This window comes from Comamonas sp. 7D-2 (assembly GCF_022749555.1).
Lineage (GTDB): Bacteria > Pseudomonadota > Gammaproteobacteria > Burkholderiales > Burkholderiaceae_C > Comamonas > Comamonas thiooxydans.
In genome coordinates this window covers 5,329,510-5,353,607 of record NZ_CP094238.1, presented here as the reverse complement: position 1 = coordinate 5,353,607, position 24,098 = coordinate 5,329,510, and the positions used below count along the sequence as shown (strand labels likewise).

26 protein-coding genes are annotated in these 24,098 nt (G+C 61.9%); 18 read left to right on the top strand and 8 right to left on the bottom strand.

Annotated elements, in window-relative coordinates:
* Positions 1-13: 13 nt before the first annotated feature.
* Positions 14-1,213 carry a DNA-processing protein DprA gene (gene dprA / locus MPZ60_RS24695; protein ID WP_045839339.1) on the bottom strand — a complete coding sequence of 400 codons (1,200 nt, stop codon included), beginning with the start codon at positions 1,211-1,213 and terminating at the stop codon, positions 14-16.
* A 7-nt stretch (positions 1,214-1,220) separates the two neighbouring features.
* On the bottom strand, positions 1,221-2,408 hold the full coding sequence (locus MPZ60_RS24690; RefSeq protein ID WP_034351536.1) for a LysM peptidoglycan-binding domain-containing protein: 1,188 nt from the start codon (positions 2,406-2,408) through the stop codon (positions 1,221-1,223).
* A 203-nt stretch (positions 2,409-2,611) separates the two neighbouring features.
* Between MPZ60_RS24690 and def the strand changes: the two genes are divergently transcribed.
* The 8 genes from def to MPZ60_RS24650 all read left to right on the top strand — a co-directional run bounded on the left by def (position 2,612) and on the right by MPZ60_RS24650 (position 8,736).
* Positions 2,612-3,124: a peptide deformylase gene (gene def, locus MPZ60_RS24685; RefSeq protein ID WP_003072256.1), complete on the top strand. Its 513-nt coding sequence runs from the start codon at positions 2,612-2,614 to the stop codon at positions 3,122-3,124.
* Between the two features lie 11 nt (positions 3,125-3,135).
* Positions 3,136-3,633 carry a hypothetical protein gene (locus tag MPZ60_RS24680; RefSeq protein WP_034351006.1) on the top strand — a complete coding sequence of 166 codons (498 nt, stop codon included), beginning with the start codon at positions 3,136-3,138 and terminating at the stop codon, positions 3,631-3,633.
* A gap of 42 nt (positions 3,634-3,675) precedes the next feature.
* Positions 3,676-4,641 carry a methionyl-tRNA formyltransferase gene (fmt, locus tag MPZ60_RS24675; protein ID WP_034351004.1) on the top strand — a complete coding sequence of 322 codons (966 nt, stop codon included), beginning with the start codon at positions 3,676-3,678 and terminating at the stop codon, positions 4,639-4,641.
* Positions 4,638-5,408, top strand: a complete 771-nt coding sequence (locus MPZ60_RS24670; RefSeq protein WP_122974712.1) for an AzlC family ABC transporter permease — start codon at positions 4,638-4,640, stop codon at positions 5,406-5,408. The genes fmt and MPZ60_RS24670 overlap by 4 nt, the downstream gene beginning before the upstream one ends.
* A complete protein-coding gene (locus MPZ60_RS24665; protein ID WP_003066830.1) occupies positions 5,405-5,737 on the top strand; it encodes an AzlD domain-containing protein in 333 nt (110 codons plus the stop codon). The genes MPZ60_RS24670 and MPZ60_RS24665 overlap by 4 nt, the downstream gene beginning before the upstream one ends.
* A 222-nt stretch (positions 5,738-5,959) precedes the next feature.
* Positions 5,960-7,153, top strand: a complete 1,194-nt coding sequence (locus tag MPZ60_RS24660) for a phosphoglycerate kinase (protein ID WP_034351002.1) — start codon at positions 5,960-5,962, stop codon at positions 7,151-7,153.
* A gap of 295 nt (positions 7,154-7,448) precedes the next feature.
* Positions 7,449-7,928 carry a Crp/Fnr family transcriptional regulator gene (locus MPZ60_RS24655; protein ID WP_034347941.1) on the top strand — a complete coding sequence of 160 codons (480 nt, stop codon included), beginning with the start codon at positions 7,449-7,451 and terminating at the stop codon, positions 7,926-7,928.
* 142 nt (positions 7,929-8,070) lie between these two features.
* Positions 8,071-8,736, top strand: coding sequence for a hypothetical protein (locus tag MPZ60_RS24650; RefSeq protein ID WP_034351531.1), 666 nt, complete (start codon positions 8,071-8,073; stop codon positions 8,734-8,736).
* Positions 8,737-8,758: 22 nt separating this feature from the next.
* Here MPZ60_RS24650 and MPZ60_RS24645 read toward each other — a convergent pair whose 3' ends face one another.
* A complete protein-coding gene (locus MPZ60_RS24645; protein ID WP_003066840.1) occupies positions 8,759-9,316 on the bottom strand; it encodes an adenine phosphoribosyltransferase in 558 nt (185 codons plus the stop codon).
* A gap of 111 nt (positions 9,317-9,427) precedes the next feature.
* On the opposite strand from MPZ60_RS24645, the gene MPZ60_RS24640 reads away from it, so the two are divergent.
* Genes MPZ60_RS24640 through MPZ60_RS24625 form a run of 4 tightly spaced genes read left to right on the top strand, consistent with a single transcriptional unit; the run spans position 9,428 to position 12,401 of the window.
* Entirely contained in the window at positions 9,428-10,429 is a 1,002-nt protein-coding gene (locus MPZ60_RS24640; RefSeq protein WP_034351000.1) for an SIS domain-containing protein, read from the top strand.
* Positions 10,429-10,989 carry an HAD family hydrolase gene (locus tag MPZ60_RS24635; protein ID WP_034350998.1) on the top strand — a complete coding sequence of 187 codons (561 nt, stop codon included), beginning with the start codon at positions 10,429-10,431 and terminating at the stop codon, positions 10,987-10,989. Before MPZ60_RS24640 ends, MPZ60_RS24635 begins: the two co-directional genes overlap by 1 nt.
* Entirely contained in the window at positions 10,986-11,606 is a 621-nt protein-coding gene (gene lptC / locus MPZ60_RS24630) for an LPS export ABC transporter periplasmic protein LptC (protein ID WP_034350997.1), read from the top strand. Before MPZ60_RS24635 ends, lptC begins: the two co-directional genes overlap by 4 nt.
* Positions 11,607-11,609: 3 nt before the next feature.
* Positions 11,610-12,401: an SDR family oxidoreductase gene (locus MPZ60_RS24625; protein WP_034350995.1), complete on the top strand. Its 792-nt coding sequence runs from the start codon at positions 11,610-11,612 to the stop codon at positions 12,399-12,401.
* Positions 12,402-12,498: 97 nt separating this feature from the next.
* Here the strand turns inward: MPZ60_RS24625 and MPZ60_RS24620 are convergent, their stop codons facing one another.
* Both MPZ60_RS24620 and MPZ60_RS24615 read right to left on the bottom strand, forming a co-directional pair.
* A complete protein-coding gene (locus MPZ60_RS24620) occupies positions 12,499-12,987 on the bottom strand; it encodes an RNA-binding protein (protein WP_003066850.1) in 489 nt (162 codons plus the stop codon).
* Between the two features lie 241 nt (positions 12,988-13,228).
* The gene (locus tag MPZ60_RS24615; protein WP_003066853.1) at positions 13,229-13,615 is read right to left on the bottom strand and encodes an RNA-binding protein; all 387 of its coding nucleotides are present in this window, start codon (positions 13,613-13,615) and stop codon (positions 13,229-13,231) included.
* Positions 13,616-14,109: 494 nt separating this feature from the next.
* On the opposite strand from MPZ60_RS24615, the gene MPZ60_RS24610 reads away from it, so the two are divergent.
* The 6 genes from MPZ60_RS24610 (at position 14,110) to MPZ60_RS24585 (ending at position 21,124) form a co-directional block, all read left to right on the top strand.
* Entirely contained in the window at positions 14,110-14,679 is a 570-nt protein-coding gene (locus MPZ60_RS24610) for a TMEM165/GDT1 family protein (RefSeq protein ID WP_242882095.1), read from the top strand.
* 217 nt (positions 14,680-14,896) lie between these two features.
* Entirely contained in the window at positions 14,897-16,105 is a 1,209-nt protein-coding gene (locus tag MPZ60_RS24605; protein WP_034350993.1) for a homoserine O-acetyltransferase, read from the top strand.
* Positions 16,102-16,686 (top strand): methionine biosynthesis protein MetW, encoded by a 585-nt coding sequence (metW, locus tag MPZ60_RS24600; RefSeq protein ID WP_003066861.1) that lies wholly within the window; start codon positions 16,102-16,104, stop codon positions 16,684-16,686. Before MPZ60_RS24605 ends, metW begins: the two co-directional genes overlap by 4 nt.
* 303 nt (positions 16,687-16,989) lie before the next feature.
* The gene (locus tag MPZ60_RS24595) at positions 16,990-18,474 is read left to right on the top strand and encodes a methyl-accepting chemotaxis protein (RefSeq protein ID WP_034351529.1); all 1,485 of its coding nucleotides are present in this window, start codon (positions 16,990-16,992) and stop codon (positions 18,472-18,474) included.
* A gap of 111 nt (positions 18,475-18,585) precedes the next feature.
* A complete protein-coding gene (locus tag MPZ60_RS24590; RefSeq protein WP_034350992.1) occupies positions 18,586-20,079 on the top strand; it encodes a M20 family metallopeptidase in 1,494 nt (497 codons plus the stop codon).
* Between the two features lie 166 nt (positions 20,080-20,245).
* A complete protein-coding gene (locus MPZ60_RS24585) occupies positions 20,246-21,124 on the top strand; it encodes an alpha/beta hydrolase (RefSeq protein WP_034350991.1) in 879 nt (292 codons plus the stop codon).
* On the opposite strand, the gene MPZ60_RS24580 is transcribed toward MPZ60_RS24585, so the two are convergent.
* The 3 genes from MPZ60_RS24580 to MPZ60_RS24570 all read right to left on the bottom strand — a co-directional run bounded on the left by MPZ60_RS24580 (position 21,125) and on the right by MPZ60_RS24570 (position 23,876).
* Positions 21,125-21,859 (bottom strand): SOS response-associated peptidase, encoded by a 735-nt coding sequence (locus MPZ60_RS24580; RefSeq protein WP_034350989.1) that lies wholly within the window; start codon positions 21,857-21,859, stop codon positions 21,125-21,127.
* Between the two features lie 4 nt (positions 21,860-21,863).
* Positions 21,864-22,604 carry a 16S rRNA (uracil(1498)-N(3))-methyltransferase gene (locus MPZ60_RS24575; protein ID WP_034350987.1) on the bottom strand — a complete coding sequence of 247 codons (741 nt, stop codon included), beginning with the start codon at positions 22,602-22,604 and terminating at the stop codon, positions 21,864-21,866.
* A gap of 165 nt (positions 22,605-22,769) precedes the next feature.
* On the bottom strand, positions 22,770-23,876 hold the full coding sequence (locus MPZ60_RS24570; protein ID WP_034350985.1) for an aminoglycoside phosphotransferase family protein: 1,107 nt from the start codon (positions 23,874-23,876) through the stop codon (positions 22,770-22,772).
* Positions 23,877-24,098: the final 222 nt, after the last annotated feature.

Here is a 24,098-nt window from a genome sequence, read left to right as displayed (position 1 = left end):
CCGGTTTGGGGCTTCAGCTTTGCGTAAGTCGCTGGTACAGGCCGCCAGGCAGGCGCGCGACCAGGCCGTCGAGCTCCAGTTCCATCAGCTGCGCCTGCAAATGGGCGGCATCCCAGCCCGTGCGATCGCTCAAGGACTCCAGGGTCATGGGGTCATGGCCCAGCGCCTGCAGCAACGGGTTATCCGGTGTCGACGCCTTGTTTTTGGCAGCTTCCTGCGCTGGTTCGGCTCTGGTCGACGCGAGTTTCAGTCCTTGAAGCTCTTCGAGCACGTTGTCAGCGGTTTCCACCAGCTTGGCACCCTGGCGTATCAGCGCATGGCAGCCCTTGGCCTGCGGCGCGTGGATGGAGCCGGGGATGGCAAAGACTTCACGCCCCTGCTCGTTGGCCAGGCGGGCCGTGATCAGCGAGCCAGACTGCAGGGCGGCTTCCACCACCAGGGTGCCTTGCGACAGGCCGGAGATGATGCGGTTGCGCTGAGGGAAATGCCGGGGCAGGGGCTCGCTGCCCAGCGGGTATTCGCTGATGACCAGCCCGTTGCGCGCAATTTGCTGTGCCAGCTTGGCGTGCGCACGCGGATAGACCTGATCGAGTCCGGTGCCGACGACGGCAATCGTGCAGGGGGTAGGGCCTGAGCGGGCCTGAAGTGCTCCCTCATGGGCAGCTGCATCTATGCCGCGTGCCAGGCCTGAGACTATGCACAGCCCTTGCTCGGCCAGTGCCTGCGCCATGCTGCGCGCATTGATGACGCCCTGGGCGGATGGATTGCGGCTGCCCACCATGGCCAGGGTGGCGGGGTAGGGAAACCAGGGCCGGGCAGATGCCAGCAGTGCCGCTGGACCTTGGACAAACAGCAGCAGGGGCGGATCTTCGGTCTGCAGCAGGCAGTCCGGATACTGAGAGTTGCCCAGATGGATCACGGTGTGCAAGGTACCCGGTGCGGGCGAGGCCAGCCATCGAGCCAGGGTGCTGCAATGTTTTTCCCAGTCTGTCGGGAGCTCTGTCAGAGCCTTGATCTGAGCCTGAGTGGCGCATTCAGCCCATGTTGACAGCGGCAGCCGCCAGACCGCGTCTGCACTGCCGGCTTTGGCCAGCAGGCGGCGTGCCGTGGTGCGTCCAAGACCCGGCGTCAGCAGCAGGCGCAGCCAGGCCAGAGTTTCGGCATCGGGCAGGGCATGGTGCGCATCTTGTGAAGGGGGCGACACCGTGCTCATGCTCCATTCAGGGCTGGGGCGACTGCAGGCCATCGCCCACGTTCACACCACGCTGGGCCGTGGTGATGAGCGCGTAGGAAACCCGGTCAAACACCTTGAAGACCATGGCATAGCCATTGGCCTCATCGGGCAGCTTCACCCGGTCACGACTGGGGCTGGTCTTGTCCACGATGACATTGCCCTTGCTGACGAGTTCCAGCACTGCGCCGATGTCCATGCCGTCCTGGGCTCCCTTGTTGATGGCAATGACCTGATTCTGAGCTGCGTTATAGCCCACCGAGTCGCCATAGATGGAGACCACGGCGGCATCCACCGCATGGCGTGGTGCATGGGGCACATAGCTCAGATACTGCTGCTCGGGCGAGGGCAGCAGACGGTCACCTGCGCGGATTTCATTCTTGGAGCGGATGATGTCCACAGTTCCAGGCGTGGTCTGTACAGGCTGGCCTGGCGCGGATTCAAGCAATGTTTCACTACGTGCCACGGTGGCACTGCCCAGGTACTTGGCTTCGTAGCCAAGGATTTCCCCGGTGATGGGGTCCTTGAGCGGCGTGGCATCGCGGAAGATGCGATAGCTCGCGGGCCGGCCCTTGCCGGCGGTGACCAGCGCGCCACCGGAGTTGCGTACATAGGCGCGATCGCCAATGGCCATGAGCACGCGCTTGTCCTGGGTGGCGATGATGCGCGGGGCTTGTGTAAGTGCCTGGCTGTCCACTACCAGCGGCTCGGCCAGGAAGGGCTCGATCAGATGCGGCGGCAGCGTGGGCAGGGCCAGGTCGTTCAGTGACGATTCACGCGTTTGCGGCGACAGACGAACTACCTCGGAATCGCCGTTGGGGGCAGTGGTCGATAGACGGGCATAACCGTTGCTGCGCACCAGATACAGCACCTGGCCGGGGTAGATCTGATGAGGGTTGGCGATGCTGGAGAGGTTCATGCCCCAGAGTTCGGGCCAGCGCCAGGGCTGGCGCAGATACATGCCAGAGATGCCCCAGAGCGTGTCGCCGCGCTTGACGGTGTATTGCGCGGGAGCGTTGGGCGCCAGTTCGTTCTCGGGGATACCTTGCTGAGCGACTTGCTGTGCGGTGGAGCGCTGGGTGGCGGTCACAGGATAGCTTTGGGCGTGGACCGAAGTCAGGGCTGCAAGCAATGTGGCTCCAATGCTCAAGGCGCGTGCAGTGGCAAATGCGGTCATGAAGTTCCTTCTGGCGGGATTCGTTTGCTGCAGCGTCCCTCGCGTCGCCGCACTGTGGCCGATCTTGGCATAGCCAGCCAACAAGTCTTACAAATGTGTCGAAATTCTCGATGCAAGGCCTCGATAGATCAATGTTTATTGAGGACGTGCCAAGCGTTTGGCATCAAATGTTGGGACAATAACGACAGATTTACCGAGACACCATGGCCATTCTTCCCATCCTCTGCTACCCCGATCCCCGTCTTCACAAGGTCGCCAAGCCCGTGGCGCAGGTGGATGAGCGCATCCAGACTCTGGTGAAAGACATGCTCGAGACCATGTATGACGCTCAGGGCATCGGCTTGGCCGCGACACAGATCGATGTGCATGAGCGCGTCATCGTGATCGACGTGTCCGAGAAGCGCAACGAGCCCATGGCCTTGATCAACCCCGAGATTCTCTGGGCCAGCGAGGAAAAGCAGCTGGGCGAGGAAGGCTGCCTGTCCGTGCCCGGCATCTACGACGGCGTGGAGCGCTCCATTGCCGTCAAGGTCAAGGCCCTGGATGAAAACGGCAACAGCCGTGAGATCGACGCCGAAGGCATGCTGGCCATCTGCATCCAGCACGAGATGGATCACCTGCTGGGCAAGGTGTTTGTCGAATACCTCTCGCCGCTGAAGCGCAATCGCATCAAGACCAAGCTGGTCAAAGCCCAGAAGCAGGCCCTGAGGGCCTGATCGGAGTGTCCATGTCCCTGCCTCGCCTGCAAACGCTGTTGACTGCAAGTCTGCTGGCAGCGGGACTGGCGGGTTGCATGGTGCCCCAGTGGCAAAAGCCCGGCATGCCTCAGGCCGAGGTGGAAAAAGGCATGGGCAAGCCCACTTTGGTCGTGCCTCTGCCCGAGGGCGGCCAGCGCCTGCTCTATAGCCAGCAGCCGGCCGGTCAGCAGGTCTATCACATGGATTTCGATGCCCAGCGCAAGCTGGTGCATGTGGAGCAGGTACTGGATACGGCGCACTTTTTCGCGTTGCGCAATGGTGTGGATACCCGTGATGATGTCTACCGCATGTTCGGCCCGCCCGCCATAGTCGAGAGGGTCTACAGCTTCAAAGGTGACATCTGGACCTACCGTTTTCTGGACAATACCTTTGCTCGGCGTGCCCATGTGCACATAGACCAGCAAGGTGTGGTGCAGAAGGTCATGTTTACCGATGAAAGCATGTACCTCAGAGAGCCGCATCGTTGAACATCTGGCAGCCGGCGGCTGCCTTTTTAATTTGTGAGTCCCATGAAAGTCATTTTTGCCGGCACGCCCGAATTTGCGCGCGTGGCCCTGGAGAGTCTGCTGGCTGCAGGTTTTGAAGTTCCGCTGGTGCTGACCCAACCGGACCGTCCGGCCGGGCGTGGCATGAAGCTCCAGGCTTCTCCCGTCAAGCAGTGCGCTTTGGAGCATGGCATTGCCGTGGCTCAGCCGCTGAGTCTGCGTCTGGACGGCAAATATCCCGAAGATGCCGCTGCCGCCAAGGCCGCGATCGATGCCGCTCAGGCCGATGTGATGGTGGTGGCGGCCTATGGCCTGATCCTGCCGCAGTGGGTGCTCGATACGCCTCGCCTGGGCTGCCTGAACATCCACGCCAGCCTGCTGCCGCGCTGGCGCGGTGCAGCGCCGATTCATCGCGCCATCGAGGCCGGTGACGCCGAAACCGGCGTCACCATCATGCAGATGGATGCAGGCCTGGATACCGGCGATATGTGTGTGATCGAGCGTCTGCCGATAGCCGCAGACGACACCACGGCCAGCCTGCAGGACAAGCTGGCCGCGTTGGGCGGCCGCCTGATCGTGGAAGCGCTGGAAATGGCGGCCTGCGGAGGTCTCAGTCGCACGCCACAGCCTGCCGATGGAGTGAGCTATGCACACAAGATCGAGAAGGCCGAGAGCCTGATCGACTGGAGCGAAAGCGCCGAAGTCATTGCGCGCCGCCTGCGTGCCTTCAACCCCTTCCCCGGTGGCGCCACCAGCCTGGGCGGCGAGGCCATCAAGGTCTGGGAAGCAGAGGCCCAGCAAGGCAGCGGCGCGCCCGGCTCCGTGCTGTCGGCCGACGCCCGCGGCGTGCGCGTGGCCTGTGGCAGTGGCGTGCTCAACATGACGCTGTTGCAGCGTGCCGGTGGCAAGCGTCTGGCCGCAGGCGATTTTCTGCGTGGTTTCGAGCTGCCCGCAGGCGCGCAACTGGGCGAGGGTGCTGGCGAGGTATGACGGATATGGCGTTCACGCTGGGTCAGCGTGCGAAATCGATAATCAGGGATCCGTTCTTCTGGGTCGGCTCCAAGGAGATGGGCGGCACCGCCCTGGGCATCGCCGCCTGGGGTCTGGTGACCGGCGTGGCCATGGTCAAGAGCGGCCTGTCCGTTCCTCTGGCGCTGCTCATGGGTTTGACTGTCTATGCGGGCAGTGCCCAACTGGCCGTGCTGCCGCTGATGGCCGTGGGGGCTCCGCTGTGGGTGGTCTGGTTCACCGCCATCTGCGTGAACCTGCGTTTTGTGATCCTGTCCAGCATGTGGCGCAGCTATTTCGCCAAGCTGAGTCTGCGTCACCGTCTGGCGGTGGCTTATTTCAGCGGCGATGTGATTTTCGTGAACTTCATGCGTCGCTACCCAGAGGCCAGGCCGCAGCCCGAGCAACTGCCCTATTTCTGGGGCGCAGCACTGACCAACTGGCTGGCCTGGCAGATCCCGTCCACGCTGGGCATTTTCCTGGCCGACCAGATTCCTCTGTCCTGGGGACTGGGCTTTGCCGGCGTGCTGGCGTTGTTGGGCGTGTTGCTGTCCATGCTCAAGGACCGAGCAACCTGGGTGGCCTCCATCGTGGCCTGTACGGCAGCTGTGGCGGCTTTTGCGCTGCCGCTCAAGCTCAATATCCTGGTGGCGATCGCAGCTGCGGTGGCTGCAGGCCTGACGGCCGAGCAACTGCAAAAGCAGGCCAGCCGGCTGCCTGCGGTGAAGAATGAGGAGGACCGGTCATGATGAGCAGTTTCTGGGTCATCGTTGCCTGTATCGGTCTGGCCCTCATCACGCTGATCACGCGTGCTTTCTTCATGATCCCCGAGCGTGAACTGCCGCTGCCCGACTGGCTCAAGCGCGGGCTCAAATACGCACCGCTGGCGGCCCTGGCGGCGGTGATTGCGCCCGAGATCGTGATGAGCAATGGTCAGCTGATCAACAGTCTGGCTGATGCTCGACTGCCTGCGCTGGCCGCTTCGGTGGTGTATTTTTTTTACAAGCGCAGCATTCTTGGCACCATTGCTCTGGGCATGGCGATTTATCTGCCTCTGCATATCGGTCTGGGCTGGTAGCTCCAAGACCAGAGAAAACAGGAGCTGCGTGCTCCTGTTTTCATATGGGTTGTCTATAAAAAGGCTTGAAACCAAGTTACAGAGCGCGCAGGATGCTCCTGTTTTTGAGTCGAGTAAGCGTGTAAAAGCGATGCCTGAAAGTGGCGATCGCCCTAGAATGCAGGCAGATTTTGTGTTTTCCAACCTTTGTATGGGCGACTTTCGGAGTCGCTTTTTTGCTGCATGAACATCATCCGCTTCTCCGATTTGTGCGCCCAGGGCAAGGCCCAGGGTCAACGTGTTTTCATCCGTGCCGACCTGAACGTACCCCTGAACGACGCTGGTGAAATCACCGAAGACACGCGTGTGCGCGCTTCCGTGCCTGCGATTGAAATGGCTTTGAAGGCCGGCGCTGCCGTGATGGTCACCAGCCACCTGGGCCGCCCCACCGAAGGTGAATTCAAGCCCCAGGACTCGCTGGCTCCCGTGGCCAAGCGCCTGTCCGAGCTGCTGGGCCGCGATGTGCCCCTGGTCGCCAACTGGGTGGACGGCGTGCAGATTGCTCCCGGCCAGGTCGTGCTGCTGGAGAATTGCCGTGTCAACGTGGGTGAAAAGAAGAACAAGCCCGAGCTGGCTCAGAAGCTGGCCAAGCTCTGCGACATCTTTGTGAACGATGCCTTCGGCACCGCTCACCGTGCCGAAGGCACGACCTACGGCATTGCCGAATACGCCCCCATCGCCTGTGCCGGCCCGCTGCTGTCGGCCGAGATCGATGCGCTGAACAAGGCCCTGGCCGCGCCTGCGCGTCCTCTGGCCGCCATCGTCGCAGGCTCCAAGGTGTCCACCAAGCTGACCATCCTCAAGAGCCTGGCCGACAAGGTGGACCAGCTCATCGTGGGCGGCGGCATTGCCAACACCTTCATGCTGGCTGCCGGTCTGAAGATCGGCAAGAGCCTGGCCGAGCCCGATCTGGTGGCGGATGCCAAGGCCGTGATCGACGCCATGGCTGCCCGTGGCGCCAATGTGCCCGTGCCCACCGATGTGGTCACCGCCAAGACCTTTGCTGCCGACGCCGTGGCTACCGTCAAGAAGGCCTCCGAAGTGGCCGACGACGACATGATTCTGGACATCGGCCCGGAAACCGCAGCCCTGCTGGCCGAGCAGCTCAAAAAGGCTGGCACCATCGTCTGGAACGGCCCCGTGGGCGTGTTCGAGTTCGACCAGTTTGCCAATGGCACCAAGGTCATCGCCCAGGCGATTGCCGAGTCACCCGCCTTCAGCATTGCCGGCGGTGGCGACACCCTGGCCGCCATTGCCAAGTACGGCATTGAAAAGGACGTGGGCTACATCTCCACCGGCGGCGGTGCCTTCCTGGAAGTGCTGGAGGGCAAGAAGCTGCCTGCCTTCGAGATCCTGGAAAAGCGCGCCCATGGCTGATTTCCTTGAGAAATGGCGCTAGCCCAAATGGGAAGAGCGATGTAAGCTATCAAAAAAGGATCGATTCATCGATCCTTTTTTGTTTTGACGCGGATGAAGATGCGAACACTCTGGGGAAGTAAAAGCAACTCCGCACCGCAAGTGATTGGCGGGACTGTCAGAGTCGCTTAGCATTCAGCCTGCGTTGATGGTGAGCCATGGCGCGCTATGAATTTCTTTTACCCTGAGCGGCCGGGATGCGTATCCGGATTTATCCACCGGATGGCATGCGGCGTTCGCGTTCCACCCACTGCTTATGTTCGCTTCAACACCTCAGGATTTGTCGGCGCTGATCCAGGCGATGACGACCTCGGTTGCCACCGATACCGCTCAAAACGTGCTCAGTGCCGCTCAATGGGAGTTGCTGGCGCCCTATCTGCAGCCGATCAATCTGGCGGCCAGCGAGGTGTTGTTTGCCGAAGGGGCGCTGGATCGCAATCTGTATCTGGTGGAGTACGGCTCGCTGAGCGTGCATTACCAGGATTCGAAGGAAAGAATCCGCCTGGCTTTGGTGGGGCCGGGGGCGATTGTGGGGGAAGGAGCCTTCTTCGCCCATCGACCACGCAAGGCCACGGTTCAGGCCGCAGCGCCCAGCCGTCTATGGTGTCTGACAGCGCTGCGTTATTCCGAAATTGCCAACCGTCAGCCTGCTCTGGCCCTGGCGCTGCTGACCATGGCAGGTCAGGTGCTGGCCCGCCGCGCTGGGGACAGTCGTCGCCGGGTGGCCAGCACCTGAGTGAAGATTTTTTGTATTTCGGCCGGGCTGGGCGCTTGATCCACGTCGGACAAAGGCTAATATTTCGGTAAATGTCACGAGCTGCTCCAGACCTGGATGCAGAATGTGTCTCGTTGTAAATCCTGCTTGTTCGAGTGTGCTCATGTCCCTGTTCCGATGGTTTTCTCGCGGGCCTCGCCGAGAAGGTAGCACGCAAGCACCGCGCCACGAGGATGATTCGGTAGCGCGTCAGTCGCAGCGCCGGGAGCGCTCCGCCAGACGCGAGCAGCTGTACGTCATCGTGCGCGAAGCCATGGTCAGGGTCGGCATTCTTTCGGCCGGCTACAAGTTCAAGGTGCTCTCGCTGGACAACGTCGGCCAGCGCTTTGTCGTGATGGTGGATCTGGCTCCTGCATACGCTGCGGATGCTCTGCAGCAAAGACGTATCGAGGCATTGATTGCCGAGCTCGCCAGAACCCGCATGGATGCAGGGGTTCACGCTGTTTACTGGCGCGTGAACGGACAGCTTCAAAGCGCTGCTAGCCCTGATTTTGCGCAGATGCAGTTTGACGGGGCCGCACCCCCGATGAAGGCGCCACGACATGCTCCGGTTGCGGCACATTCAGGCCGCTCTTTCGAGCCCATTGACGCGCAGGAAATGGATGCGTTCAAGCAGGCAGTGGCTATGGCCGCTGCATCGCCCGCGAGTGTGCGCCAATCACGCCAGGCGCCATTGCTGGGCCCTGGCTCTGGTCATGAGGAAGGCGGCGAATTTGCCGTGTCCGGACTGGGCTCTCTGGGCGCGACGCAGTACGGAGAGCTACGCTGATCCAGGGCTGTTGCGGGGCTGCTCAGTGCCCTGCAAAGTCAACCAGAGTGAACAGGGGCAGGCCGCTGTCCTTGAGGTGCTTGGAGCCGCCCAGTTCCGGCAGATCCACAATCGCTGCGCCTTCCACCACGGTAGCCCCCAGCTTTTCCAGCAGTTTCTTGCCGGCCATCATGGTGCCGCCGGTGGCGATCAAATCGTCGATCAGCAACACACGGTCGCCGGACTTGACGGCATCGGTGTGCAGCTCCACGGTAGCGCTGCCGTATTCGAGCTCATAGGTTTCCTCCACCGTGGTGAAGGGCAGTTTGCCTTTTTTGCGGATGGGCACAAAGCCGACGTTGAGCTCGTGGGCGATCACGGCACCCAGAATAAATCCGCGCGCATCCAGGCCGGCAACCACGTCGGGGCGCAGCTTGGGGTCCATGTAACGATGAACAAAGGCATCGGTCATGATGCGAAAAACCTTGGGGTCCTGCAGCAGGGGCGTGATGTCACGGAATTGCACGCCCGGCGCAGGCCAGTCCGGCACGGTGCGGATATGGTCACGCAGATAGTCGTTGACGCTGGTGGAAGTTTGCATGTGGCCGCCTGAGTTCTTGAATGCTCGCCAGTGTATGGGCTCGGGCTTGAAATGCGGGCCAAAGGGGTGTTGCCCGCTGCCCGGCAGGCATGGGCTGGCTAAAATCCGGGCATGAATTCTGATGCTGCCAATTCGCGTCTGATCGACGCACCGCGAGCTTTGAACCTGGCCCGTGAGGCCCTGGATATAGAGGCCGCTGCCTTGCGTGCGATGTCGGTGCGCCTCAATGGCGCATTCACGGCGGTGGTTCAGCGCATTCTGCAGCTGCCAGGCCGTGTGGTGGTCATGGGCATGGGTAAAAGCGGGCATGTGGGCCGGAAGGTGGCTGCGACGCTCGCGTCCACAGGGACCCCTGCCTTTTTCGTGCACCCCGCAGAAGCCAGTCATGGCGATCTGGGCATGCTGACGCAGGACGATCTGGTGCTGGCCCTGTCCAATAGTGGCGAGACCGATGAGCTGACGGGCGTGTTGCCTGCCATCAAGCGCATGGGCGTGCCCCTGGTGGCCGTGACCGGCGGTCTGCAATCGACACTGGCCAAGCATGCAGACTGGGTGCTGGACACCCATGTCGACAAGGAAGCTTGTCCCTTGAACCTGGCTCCCACTGCCAGCACCACGGCTCAGCTGGCCATGGGAGATGCGCTGGCCGTGGCCTTGCTCGATGCCCGGGGCTTTGGTGCCGAGGATTTTGCGCGCTCACACCCCGGAGGAGCATTGGGACGACGACTGCTGACCCATGTGCGCGATGTGATGCGTCGTGGTGTCGATGTGCCCCAGGTTGCCCAGGATGTGAGCAGCGTGGACCTGATGCGCGAAATGAGTGCCAAGGGCCTGGGCTGCTCCGCCGTGGTCAACGCATCCGGTGAGCTGGTGGGGATCTTTACCGATGGTGATTTGCGCCGCTGTGTGGAAGCCGGCGTGGATCTGCGCAGCCGCACGGCGCAGGACGTCATGCATGCCAGGCCTCTGACGATCAAGCCCGATCTGCTGGCGGTGGCTGCGGCACGCATGATGGAAGAACATGGCATTACCGCAGTGCTGGTGGCCGATGACAATCAGCGCCTGCAGGGTGTGGTGCATATTCGCGATCTGATGCGTGCCAAGGTGATTTGATGAACCGACCTGCTCTGACACCCCGTCAGCAATGGGACCCACAGCTGTTGCTCAAGGCCCAGGGAATTCGTGTGGCCTTCTTCGATGTGGATGGCGTCCTGACCGACGGCGGCCTTTACTTCTCGGGTGAGGGTGAGGTCCTCAAGCGCTTCCATACGCTGGATGGTCATGGCCTGAAAATGTTGCAAAAGGCCGGCATCACGCCGGCCGTGGTGACGGGGCGAGATTCTGCGCCGCTGCGTTTGCGCTTGAAGCAACTGGGCATTGAACATGCGCGCTTTGGCACGGAGGACAAAGTGCCGGCTGCCGAGTCCATCCTGGCTGAACTGGGTCTGCAATGGCCGCAGGCCGCCGCCATGGGGGACGACTGGCCCGATCTTCCCGTCATGCGTCGCAGCCACTTTTCTTGCGCACCCGCCAATGCCCATGACGAGGCATCGCATGTGGCGGACTGGGTCAGTGCCAAGAATGGCGGAGAGGGGGCGGTGCGGCAGTTTTGCGATCTGCTGCTGGCCGCCAATGGTGCTTATGCGGCGCTGCTTTCGGGGTATGGCTCATGAGCGGGCAATGGCGCCGTGTGGGCGACAAGGCCTCGATGTACCTCCCCGTGCTCATCATGGGCCTGCTGGCGCTGGGCACCTGGTGGCTGGTGCGCAATGCTCCCAAGCCGATTGTCAGTGGCGCGGAGAAGGCCGTGCGGCACGACCCGGACTATTTCCTCAAAGACTTCGTCATCAAGAATTTCGAAGCATCGGGTCGCCTCAAAAATCGACTGAATGGCACGACAGGTGAGCACTTTCCCGATACCGATACGCTGGAAGTCTACGACGCACGCATGCTGAGCTTCACGCCTGATGGACGCAAGACCGTGGGCAGCTCCAACCGGGCATTGAGCAATGGCGACGGCTCGGAAATCCAGATGTTCGGCCAGGCCGTCATTCAGCGCGAGCCGGTGCCTGCAACTGCAACCCAGAAGGCCTTGCCTGCCATGCGGCTGGAGAGCGAGTTCCTGCAAATCTGGCCCAATGACGAGCGCGTCAGCACCAACAAAGCGGTGGTCATGACCCGTGGCAATGACAGATTTACGGGTGACAGCATGCAGTATGCGCACCTTGATCAGATTCTGCAGATGCAGGGGCGGGTCAAGGGTGTCATCCTGCCCAACCAAAAGCCGTAAATCATGGCAGGGCATGGGGCCGGACTCGTCTATATCACCGGTGCTTCCAGCGGCATTGGGCAGGCCCTGGCCTGGTACTACTATCAGCGTGGCTGGTCGATCGCATTGGTGGCAAGACGCACCGTGCTCATGGAGCAATGGGCGCAGTCCATGCGAATGGATGCATCCCGCTACGCCGTTTATGCTGCGGATGTCACGAACATAGCAAGTGCTTGCAGTGCTGCGAATGCCTGTCTTGAGCGCCAGGGTCTGCCTGATGTTGTTATTGCCAACGCGGGTGTCAGCTGGGGTGTGGATACCGCCTTGCGCGAGGATCTTGAGGTCATGCAGCAGGTGCTGGCCAGCAACACAATGGGGCTGGCTGCAAGCTTCCAGCCGTTTATTGCACCCATGGTGCGACGCGGCTCCGGGCGTCTGGTGGGTATTTGCAGTGTGGCTGGTATTCGCGGTTTGCCTGGCCATGCCGCATATTCGGCCAGTAAAGCGGCAGCCATTGCTTACTGTGAGAGTCTGCGTGTTGAGTTGCAGAAATCCGGGGTCTCTGTGACCAGTTTATTGCCTGGCTATGTGGACACTCCGTTGACGAAAAATAATCCGTATTCCATGCCTTTTCTGCTCTCGCCCGAGGAGTTCGCAAGGCGTGCCTTTCGTGTTATCGAGCGCAAAGCCAGATATGCGATTATTCCCTGGCAGATGAGGATTGTCGGCAGCGTAATGCGGCTGTTGCCCGCTTATCTGTGGGATAGATTGACTCTGGGGAAAACCAGAAAGCCCCGGCATCTAAAAAAGGATTGAGTGGAAGACATTGAGAAAATGACTATGCATTTGAATGTCTTCAAAAATAAATAAAGGCACGATATCGTGCCTTTATTGCTGAGCTGCTAAAAGGAGCTCATTCGCCGTGGTTATTGCCACCACCGTAGCCGCCGCGACCGCCGTGGCGTGGGCCTGAGCCATAGGGGCTGCGGAAGCCGCCTTCGCCGCGACCACCACCGCCATAGCCGCCGCCATCACCGCGACCATAGCCACCACCTTCACTGCGGCCACCGTAACCGCCATCGCGATTACCGCCGCCAAAACCGCCTTCACTGCGGAAGCCGCCTCCATAACCGCCGGAGCGAGGGGGGCGGGGTTCCATAGGGCGTGCCTCATTCACGACGAGGCTGCGACCCCCGAGGGGCTGACCATTCATGCCTTGAATGGCGGCTTGTGCTTCTGCTTCGCTGGCCATTTCCACAAAACCAAAGCCTTTGGAGCGGCCGGTGTCTCGTTCCATCATGACGCGTGCACTTGCTACGGCTCCAAACTGGCTGAACGCCTGCTCAAGATCGTTGTCACGCACACCATAAGGAAGGTTGCCGACATACAGCTTATTGCCCATTAATAACTCCTAGCTCCTCAATGCTTCAATGGCGCGATCGAATTCAGGAGGTCCACTGCATATCCATGGGAAAACATGCAAAAAATCCTGAACACTTATTCGCTTGTGAACGGGAAATGCCCGAGAAAGGAATTATGACGGAGAACAATGAAAAAAATAAATGCTCGAAAACCGCATTGCTAACGTTTAGCAACAAAAAAAGGATCCGAAGATCCTTTTTTTTGTTATTGGCAATAACTGATTAGTAGCTATTGCGACGGCCGTAGCCGCCGTCGCCACGGCCACCGCCGAAGCCGCCGTCACCACGGCCACCGCCAAAACCACCTTCACGACCGCCGCCGAAGCCGCCGCCGAAGCCGCCGGAGCGGGGAGGACGAGGCTCCATGGGGCGTGCTTCGTTCACGACCAGATCACGGCCGCCACGGTTTTGGCCGTGCAGGCCTTGGATAGCGGCTTGTGCTTCGGCATCGCTGCCCATTTCCACAAAGCCAAAGCCCTTGGAACGGCCGGTGTCGCGCTCCATCATCACCTTGGCGCTGTTCACAGTGCCGAATTCGCTGAAGCTGTCTTGCAGATCTTGGTCGCGGAAGGAATAAGGCAGATTGCCTACGTAAAGCTTGTTGCCCATGCTGGACTCCTGAAAAAACTTGAAAACGCGATGGAGCCCTAGGGAGTCAGCCTTGGATGACAACATTAGAGACGCTAACGCACTTGCCCCATCCAGAAATTGCTTTCCAGACAAAGACTCAAGCATTATGAGTCACAAGAGAAGCCGTAGTATTACGAAAAGATCAAATTTCGTGCTTGTAACAACATTGTCCTGATGGGAGTTACCCTGAAATACAAAATTTTGAATATCCAAATACGCAGATGTCTTACAGGGTTAAGCATGTAGAATGACGGCTACTTTCTTTGGGGAGTAGGCCGTTCGGCAGCCGTCTGCCGGATGCATGCGTCAACAGACTTGGGTCCTCGTGACCTATGGCGCATGCGGTACCGCGTGCAATGCGCGGTGCGACCGGCCGAGACCATTGATTACGTACCGAGAAAACCTATGAAGAGATAGGCCGGAGTCGGTGCGTGATCAATGCGTTCTGGCAACTCCGGCCGTCTATCCCCATCATGGAAGCCTTTCTCATATCCACCTCCATCGTTGCCCTGGCCGAAATGGGGGACAAGACCCAACTGCTGTCATTGGTACTGGCAGCCAAGTTCCGCAAACCACTGCCCATCGTGGCCGGCATTTTTGCCGCGACGCTGGTCAACCATGCTCTGGCCGGCGCCGTGGGCAACTGGATCACCACGATGCTAGGTCCCGACGTGCTGCGCTGGATCTTGGGGGTTTCATTCATCCTCATGGCGGGCTGGATGCTGATTCCCGACAAGTTAGACGATGACGATACCGGCAATGGCGCCGGGCGTTGGGGTGTCTTCGGTACGACGCTGATGCTGTTCTTCCTGGCCGAGATGGGGGACAAGACCCAACTGGCCACGGTGGGCCTGGCCGCCAAGTACCCTCTGTCGTATTACTGGGTGGTGGCTGGCACCACGCTGGGCATGATGCTGGCCAATGCACCGGTGGTGTGGTTTGGCGAGAAGATCACCAAGAAGCTGCCGATCAAGACGATTCACCGTGTGTGCGCCTTGATCTTCCTGGTGCTGGGTGTGGCGGCGCTCCTGACCAAAGTGTGAAACTACCGAAAGCATAGCTATTTGGACAAGGCTCAAAAGGCTTGGACAGCTTTGACAGTCTGCTTTTGAGTTCGGTGCAATGAATGCAGTACACTGCACTTTTCACGCGCCGATTTGCCAAAGCTTGCGGGCGCTTTATAAATCCAGCTAAAGACCCGTCCGCGAAGTGACAGTACACCGACCCGGCCTCGTTTTTAGCGATGCCGGGTTTTTTCATATGTCCTTCATCGCGACACCTCAGTTCATGCATTTTGATGAGCCGCTGCCCTTGCAGAGCGGTGGCTCCATCGCCGACTACGATCTTGCCTTCGAGACCTATGGCCAGCTCAATGCCGACAAGAGCAATGCCATCGTGGTCTGTCATGCGCTCAATGCCTCCCACCATGTAGCAGGCAGCTACGAGGGCCAGCCCAAGAGCGAGGGCTGGTGGGACAACATGATCGGTCCGGGCAAGCCCGTCGATACCGACAAGTTCTTTGTCATCGGCATCAACAATCTTGGCTCCTGCTTCGGCTCTACCGGCCCCATGCACACCAACTCGGCCACGGGCAAGCCCTATGGTGCGGATTTTCCCGTGGTGACGGTGGAGGACTGGGTGGATGCGCAGGCACGTTTGCTGGACCGCCTGGGCATAGGCAAGCTCGCCGCCGTGCTGGGCGGCAGCCTGGGCGGCATGCAGGCCCTGTCCTGGTCGCTGCGCTATCCCGAGCGCATGCGCCATGCCGTGGTGGTGGCCAGTGCGCCGAATCTGAACGCCGAGAACATTGCCTTCAACGAGGTGGCGCGTCGCGCCATCGTCACCGACCCGGATTTCAACGGCGGCCATTTCTACGAGCATGGCGTGGTGCCCGCGCGCGGCCTGCGCATCGCGCGCATGATAGGCCACATCACCTATCTGAGCGATGACGTGATGAACCAGAAGTTCGGCCGCAGTCTCAGGGCCCCCGCGCTCCTCGCCGAGGGGGGCGACCTGACTCGGGGCGGCCCGGCGCCGGAGCGGCGCGATTACCTGTACAGCACCCAGGATGTGGAGTTCCAGATCGAGAGCTATCTGCGCTACCAGGGCGAGAAGTTCAGCGGCTACTTTGACGCCAACACCTATCTGCTCATCACGCGCGCACTGGACTATTTCGATCCGGCGCGCGCTCATGACGGCGATCTGACTCGGGCGCTGGCCGTGGCCAAGGCCCGGTTTCTGCTCGTGAGCTTCACGACGGACTGGCGCTTCGCACCGGCGCGCAGCCGAGAGATCGTCAAGTCGCTGCTGGAGAACAACCGCGACGTCAGCTATGCCGAGATCGACGCCCCCCATGGTCATGATGCGTTTTTGCTTGATGACCCACGCTATATGGGCGTGATGCGCTCCTATTTTGAAGGCATTGCCAAAGAACTGAACACCGCCGAACGCGCAGGAGAAGCCGCATGACCGAGTTGACCACCATGAAAGCCATTGCCCAGCTGGTGCCCGAGGGCGCACGCGTGCTGGACCTGGGTTGTGGCGACGGAGCGCTGCTCGAGCATCTGGTGCGAGAGCGCGGATGTACGGGCTATGGCGTGGAACTGGACGACGCCAATGTGCTGGCCTGCACGCGCCGCGGCGTGAACGTGCTGCAGCTCAATCTGGAGGACGGCCTGGCCATCTTCGGCGACAACAGCTTCGATGTGGTGCTGCAGATCGACACGCTGCAGCATTTGCGCAATGCCGAGGTGATGTTGCAGGAGACGGCCCGCATCGGCAAGCAAGGCGTGGTTGCCTTTCCCAACTTTGCACATTGGCAAAATCGCTTTTCCGTGCTGCGCGGGCGCATGCCGGTCACGCGTCGCCTGCCTTACCAGTGGTATGACACGCCGAATATCCGGGTGGGCACCTACAAGGACTTCGAGGTGCTGGCCACCAAGAACCGCTTGCGCATTCGCGACTCCTTCGGTCTGCAAAACGGTCAGGTGGTGAGAAGCTTGCCCAATCTGTTGGCGACAACGGCGGTGTTCCACTTCGAGCATGCCTGATTGATGCTCCTGAAACAGTAGCTTATGGCGACTCATTGGCAATGAATTGGGTATTGATTCACATTGGATTCATTGTCTGACAAGAGCTGGAAGCTCTTAAATTTGAGAGGGTTGCACTCCTGCGGCAAGGCGGGGGTGCTGCCGCCGCCGTAATGCAAAAATGTAAGCATTTGATTCATAATCAACTGCTTATTTCTTTTTGATCTGAATCAATGCACCGACGCTTCGGCCGGTGCGCGCCTTGCCATGCGTTTTAGTTCCCGTCTCATTTTTTGCTCGGCTGCGCCTGCAGCCTTGTTTGTTTTGGCGCTGCTCAGCAGCCAGTGGGGGCTGACCCGCACACAGTCCGATTTCAACGACTACCTGAGGAACAACCAAGCCGTGGTGGCGCAGTTGCAGGAGCTGTATGCCCAGGGTCTGCAATCGGGCCAGGCACTGCGCAATATCGTGATGGATCCGTCGGACGGGCAGGCCGTGCAGAACCTGGGCAATGCCCGTCTGGCCTATGACGCTGCCTATGACGATCTGAGCCGGCGCGTGCAGGGCACGGCCATGGAAGTCGCCGTCAAGAGCCTGCAGGCCTTGCGCCAGGCCCAGTCCGAAGCGCAGGACCAGATCGTGACTCTGGCGGCCGAGGACTATGACACCGCCGCCGCCGCGCTCAAGACTCGGGAAACCCCGGCCTGGCGCAAGCTGCGCGAAGCCGTGCTGCAACAGCTCAAGGCGGCCCGCGATGCGGCCGAAGCATCGCATGCAGCCACCCGTGCCAGCGCCCAGCGCATGCAGCTGTGGTCGGGTCTGCTGGCCCTGCTGGCCGTGGTCATCTCGGCCTCGCTGCTCTGGGTGATGGTGCGCACGCTGCGCAGCGAGTTGGGCGGAGACCCGGCCGATGCGCGCAAGGCGTTGCGCCGCGTGGCCGATGGCGATCTGACCGATGGGAGCTCGGGCGGCATGGCCCGGGGGCTGATGTCCGATCTGCAAACCATGCGCGGCGCGCTGCGCGAACTGGTCCAGCGCGTGCACGGCGCATCGGTGCAGATGCAGCATGCCTCCAGCGAGATTGCTCAGGGCAATGCCGACCTGTCTGCGCGTACCGAAAGCCAGGCCAGCGCGCTGGAGGAAACGGCGGCCAGCATGGAGCAGCTCAACGCCACCGTGCGCCAGAACGCCGATAGCGCCCAGACGGCCAATCAGTTGGCGCAGAACGCCTCGCAAGTGGCCCGGCAGGGCGGTGCCGTAGTAGCGCGCGTTGTGCAGACCATGCAGGACATCAACACCAGCAGCTCGCGCATTGCCGACATCATCGGCGTCATAGACGCCATCGCCTTCCAGACCAATATCCTGGCACTGAACGCGGCCGTGGAGGCTGCACGCGCCGGTGAACAGGGCCGAGGCTTTGCCGTGGTGGCCAGCGAGGTGCGCGCCCTGGCGGGGCGCAGCGCCGATGCGGCCAAGGAAATCAAGACGTTGATCACTGCCAGCGTGGAGCGCGTGGCAGACGGCAGTGCGCTGGCCGACCAGGCAGGTCACACCATGGACGAGATCGTCAGTGCCATTCACCGCGTGACGGACATCATGGGCGAGATCAGCGCAGCGAGTAGCGAGCAGAGCGCAGGCGTGGCCCAGGTCGGCGAGGCTGTCATGCAGATGGACCAGGCCACGCAGCAAAACGCTGCCCTGGTGGAGGAAAGCGCAGCCGCTGCCGAGGGGCTGCGCCAACAGGCAGAAAGCCTGTTGAGAGAGGTTTCCCGCTTCCAATTGGAGCGGGGGGCGCTGGCATTGCGCTAAACCCTGATCGCCATGTCAATGCCTGCGGCGCAGGCACCGGCATTGGCGCACAATCACGGGCATGGCGCGGGCCCGTCATGGCTCGTAGCCCCGTCACTGAAGGAGCCGACCATGAACGCACGTACTCCCACCAATCTGCTGCAGCCACAGGACGCGCTGCAGCACATCACCGAGCAGTGGGACCAGAGCATCGTCCCCGAGCTGACCAACTACATCACCATCCCTGCCAAGTCGCCCATGTTTGCACCCGACTGGGAGCAGCAAGGCCATATCGCTACCGTGCTGCGCAACGCTGCGGCCTGGGTGGAAGCGCAGAAGGTGGCCGGGCTGACGCTGGAAGTGATTCAGCAGCCGGGCCGCACGCCGGTCATCTTCTTCGAGGTGGAAGGTACGGCCGAGAAGGCCTCGACCAGTCCCACGGTGCTGATGTACGGCCACCTCGACAAGCAGCCCGAGTTCGAAGGCTGGCGCAGCGATCTGGGTCCCTGGGCGCCCAAGTACGAGGACGGCAAGCTCTACGGGCGTGGCGGCGCCGACGACGGCTATGCGGTCTATGCCAGCGTGGCGGCGATTCAGGAGCTCAAGCGCCAGAACGTGCCTCACCCCCGCATCGTGGCCATCATCGAGACCTGTGAGGAAAGCGGCTCGGCCGATCTGCTGCCCTATGTGGATGCCTTGCGCCCGCGTCTGGGCGATGTGGGCCTGGTGATCTGTCTGGACAGCGGTGCCGGCAACTACGACCAGCTGTGGCTGACCACCAGCCTGCGCGGCATGGCCAGCGGCACGCTCAAGGTGCAGATCCTCACCGAGGGCGTGCACTCGGGCGATGCCTCGGGCGTGGTGCCCTCGTCCTTTCGCATCATGCGCCAGGTGCTGGATCGTCTCGAGGACAGCAAGAACGGCCGCGTGCTGCCGCAGAGCTTTCACTGCGAGGTGCCGGCCGAGCGCATGGCGCAGATCCGCGCCACGGCGGAGATCCTCGGCGAGGACGCTTATGCGCGCTTTCCCTGGGCGCATTACGACTGCGGCGGCTCGGCCCGTGTGTCCCTGCCCACGACCACCGATCCCGTCCAGGCCCTGGTGCGTCGCACCTGGGAGCCCACGCTGAGCGTGACCGGTGTGGAGGGCATGCCCAATCTGCAAAATGCCGGCAATGTGCTGCGCCCCTACACGGCCTTCAAGCTCAGCCTGAGGCTGCCGCCGCTGGTCGATGCCGCAGCCTGCGTGCAGGAGATGAAGGCCCTGCTGGAGGACAACGCACCCTATGAGGCCAGGGTGACCTGGGAAGGCCTGTCCAGCTCCAGCGGCTGGAATGCGCCGGGCATGGACGGCTGGTTCGAGAAGGCGCTCAATGCCGCCAGCCAGGCCCATTTCGGCGCCGGCTGCGGCTATATCGGCCAGGGCGGCACGATTCCGCTGATGAATATGCTGAGCAAGGGCTTTCCCAAGGCGCAGATGATGGTCTGCGGCGTGCTCGGACCCAAGAGCAATGCCCACGGTCCCAACGAGTTCCTCCATGTGCCCTATGCCAAGAAACTCACGGCTTCGGTGGCCGAGGTGATTGCCGCAATGGCCCGCCATCAGACGGAGCCGGACCAGGCCTGATCGCGGCATTGGAAATAGTCGCTGACGCTTTTCCAGAAAGCGTCGGTAGCTATCCTTTTGGTGGCGATAGTGTTGAATTCCCGGGGGCGGGCCGAGGATTGCCACGGTTGACGCGGGCGGGGGGTGGCTGCATCCTGCAAGCTCTTGCCAGCTGAAGAGACCGTGCATGACGCCTACCGATACCCGCACCCAGACGACGCCCCGGCTGCTGCATATGGCCGCATCGGACGCCACCCAGCTCGCGCTGCGCGACTGGCCGCTGGCGCCGGGCGTCAAGCCCCGTGCCCAGGTGCTGCTGGTGCATGGCCTGGGCGAGCACAGCGGCCGCTATGCCGTGCTGGCGCAGCGGCTCAACGAGCTCGGCTTTGCGGTGCGGGCCTATGACCAGTACGGCCACGGCCTGTCGGGCGGGCCGCAGGGCGGCCTGACCAGCGATATGCGCTTGCTCGACGATCTGGCCGTGGTGCTCGATGCCACACGTGCAGCCATGCCCAGGCATCAGCCCCTGGTGCTGTTGGGGCACAGCCTAGGTGGACTGGTGGCCGCTGATTTTGTCGCGTCCGGCCTGCGTCATGTGGACGGGCTGGTGCTGTCCTCGCCGGCGCTGGCCCTGCATCTGTCGGGTGTGCAGAAGGCGCTGGTGGCGAGCCTGCCCAGGCTGCTGCCCAATCTGCGCGTGGCCAATGGCGTGCAGTCCGCGCATCTCTCGCATGATCCCGAAGTGGCTCTGGCCTATGACGCCGATGCACTGCAGCACAGACGCATCAGCGCCAGGCTGGCGCGCTATATGGCCGAGGGGGGCCGCCATGTGCTGTCCAAGGCCACGGCCTGGTGCGTGCCCACGCTGCTGCTATGGGCGGGCGAGGACAAGCTGGTCAACCCTGCCGGCAGCGCCGCCTTTGCCGCCCAGGCACCACGCGGTCTGGTGCAGTCCCAGTGCTTTGAGGCGGCCTATCACGAGATCTTCAACGAGAGCCCCGAGCTGGCAGCTCCCGTGTTTGCGCGATTGGGGCAGTGGCTGGAACAGCAGTTTCCAGCTCCCTGATTACCACTGCTGTGGCGGTTGCTTGCGGCCTTTTTCCACGGGGTTGGCACGCAGTTTTTCTGCCGGGTAGGGGCGCAGAAACTCCTTGGCCTTGTTGACCTTGGCATTGAGCCAGGCGTCGTATGCGCCTTCGTTGAGGATGGCCGGCATGGCCTTGTCGTTGCCGGGCTGGCCGTAGCGGTTCATCAGCGCATGGGCATTGGCATTGATGGTGATGAGGGCGTAGCTGACGATGACCTCGCCGTCCTCGCCCACCCAGCGCGCCCAGACGCCAGCGGCGCCCATGGGCTGGTTGTCCACGCGGGTGATACGGGTCGGCAGGGGCTTGCCGGGGCGCAGGTCGTCGACCTGAAAGGACTGCAGCGGCACGATGCAGCGCTGGCCGGCCAGCCAGGCATCGCGGAACGCCGTTCCCGTGGTCAGATTGTCGATTTTTGCATTCACCAGCTTGAGCGCGCGCAGGCGGCCGTCAGACGCCGACTTCACCCAGTGCGGCACCAGACCGAAGCTGGCCGGCACCAGCAGCCGTTCCACCGGCAGTGCGGGTGCTCCTTCTTCAGGAGCTGTAAACGTACGTCCCAAGAGCGCTGCAGAGGACTCTGTGGCAGCGTTGATGATGATGCAGCCGAGGCGGCGCGGGGTGATGATGCTTTCGGGCCTGGGCTCGGGAGCCTCCACACGAAAGTTCTGCAGATAAAACTCGGGCTTGGCCAGAGAGAGATGACAGCTGCTCATTGATTTACTCCAGGGCCAACAGGGACAGGGCGGCAACAGATGCCGTTTCAGCGCGCAGCACGCGGGAGCCGAGGCTGGCAGGTTTCCAGCCCTGCTCCAGCGCCCAGTCTTCTTCCTGGGCGGTCAGACCCCCTTCGGGGCCATGCAGCACCCAGACTGCCCGGGCATCGCCGGCGGCGGCGCGCAGCGGTTGATTGCCCTCGCGCAGCGACAGCACCAGACGCGCCGCATCGGCCGCAGGCGCCTGCTGGCTGCGCAGCCAGTCGGCCAGCGACAGCGGGGCATGAATCACGGGCACTTGGTTGCGCCCGCATTGCTCGCAGGCCGAGACGGCAATCGACTGCCAGCGCTCGATCTTCTTGTCGGCGCGGTCGCCCTTGAGCTTGAGCACGCTGCGTGCCGCCATCACGGGCTGGATGCTGGCGACACCCAGCTCGGTGGCTTTTTCCACCAGCCAGTCCATGCGCTCGTTGGCGGGCATGCCGACGACCAGGTGCACGGCACGTGCGGCTTCGCGCTCGGCGGGGCTGTGGCTGTCCACGCGCACGCCCACATCGCTGCGGCCCATGTGGGTGATGGTCGCCTGGAACTCGCCACCGGTAAAACCGTTGCCGGTCTGGCCCTCAAACAGCGTGATGACATCGCCGGGCTGGTGGCGCAGCACCTGCACATGGCGGGCGGCACCTGCAGGCAGGTCCAGCTCGTTGCCGATGTGCAGTGGAATAGGGCAGTGATAGCGCGGCATAGGGGAAATTGATATTTGTTACTTGCGGTTAGAGCTGCTTCGCAACCTGTAAAACTGGCACCCTCTAACCTAGGGACACCGCGCAAGGGCCGCCCCGCAGCGCTGGTGTCGTCCCCCTCCGCGAAGCAGAGAGGGGGAAGCCGCAAAGCGGCTCAGGGGGTGTGCTCACATCCGCCCGTAGGCGTAACCCACCTGCGTCTGGATACCCTCGATCTCGTCGATCAATTTGAGGAACGGGCCCAGCGCGCGGTAGCGGTTGCAGGTGGATCGGATGTAGTGGATGAAACGAGGCGTATCGGCCAGATACTTGGGCTTGCCGTCGCGCAACGTCAGGCGCGCAAAGATACCCGCAACCTTGAGGTGGCGCTGCAGACCCATCCATTCAACCCCACGGTAGAACTCGCCGAAGTCATCACCCCAGCCGCTGGCGCTGTTGGCTCCCACCAGGCCGGCCTTGCGGGCCTTTTCCCAGTAACGGATGGTGATGTCGATGATGAAGTCCTCTTCCCAGCTGATGAAGGCATCTCGCAGCAGGCTGGCGATGTCATAGGTGATGGGGCCGTAGACGGCATCCTGGAAGTCCAGCACGCCCAGCGGCGCGCCGCTTGCCACAGGCTGCATCAGGTTGCGCATCATGAAGTCGCGGTGCACATAGACGCTGGGAGCCTGCAGATTGTGGGCGACGATCTGATCGAAGGTCTTGCTGAGCAGGGCCTGCTGCTTGTCGTCCAGCGTGAACTGGCGGTGCTTGGCGATGTACCAGTCGGGAAACAGCTGCAGCTCGCGGCGCAGCAGGGCCTCGTCATAGAGAGGCAAGCTGCCGGTATTGCCGGCCTTGGAGGCCAGTTGCCAGTCCAGCAGCACCTCGATGGCCGAGCGGTACCAGGCTTCGGCATCCTGGGGTTTTTCGGGGTTCAGAGCCTCGATGACGGTCTGGCCGCCCAGGTCGCTGAGCAGCATGAAGCCATGAACGGCATCCCAGTCCAGGATCTGCGGCACGCACAGGCCGGCCTGGCTCATCAGGCCCTGAACCTTGGCAAAAGGCGCGCAATCTTCCTTGTCTGGCGGCGCGTCCATGACGATCAGGCTGCTTCCATCGCTGCGATCCAGGCGCAGATAGCGGCGAAAGCTCGCATCGGCCGAAGCGGGGCGCAGGGTTGCGGGAAGCAGCTGGTGCTTTTGAGCCAGCGGTGCCAGCCAGGCGTCGAATGCGGCGTGGCGGGCAGAATCTGCCCAGGCAACGCCAACTGTGGGGGTGATAGGAGCGGTCATGGATAATCGGATTTTACAAACCGATGCCGCCGCATCTGTGGACAGTGGTGCTAGGCTCTCGGTTTTCTGTTGACGTGTGCCAGGGCACGCGCGCTTTTGACGTTCAAGATCATCGTGCAATCCCCATCCCATCCGCGAGATTTCCTACCTGCCTGCCCTGCCCGTTCGACGCGTGCGGGGGCTGCTCGGCCGGTGATTCGTCCTCTGGCATGGGCTGTGGCA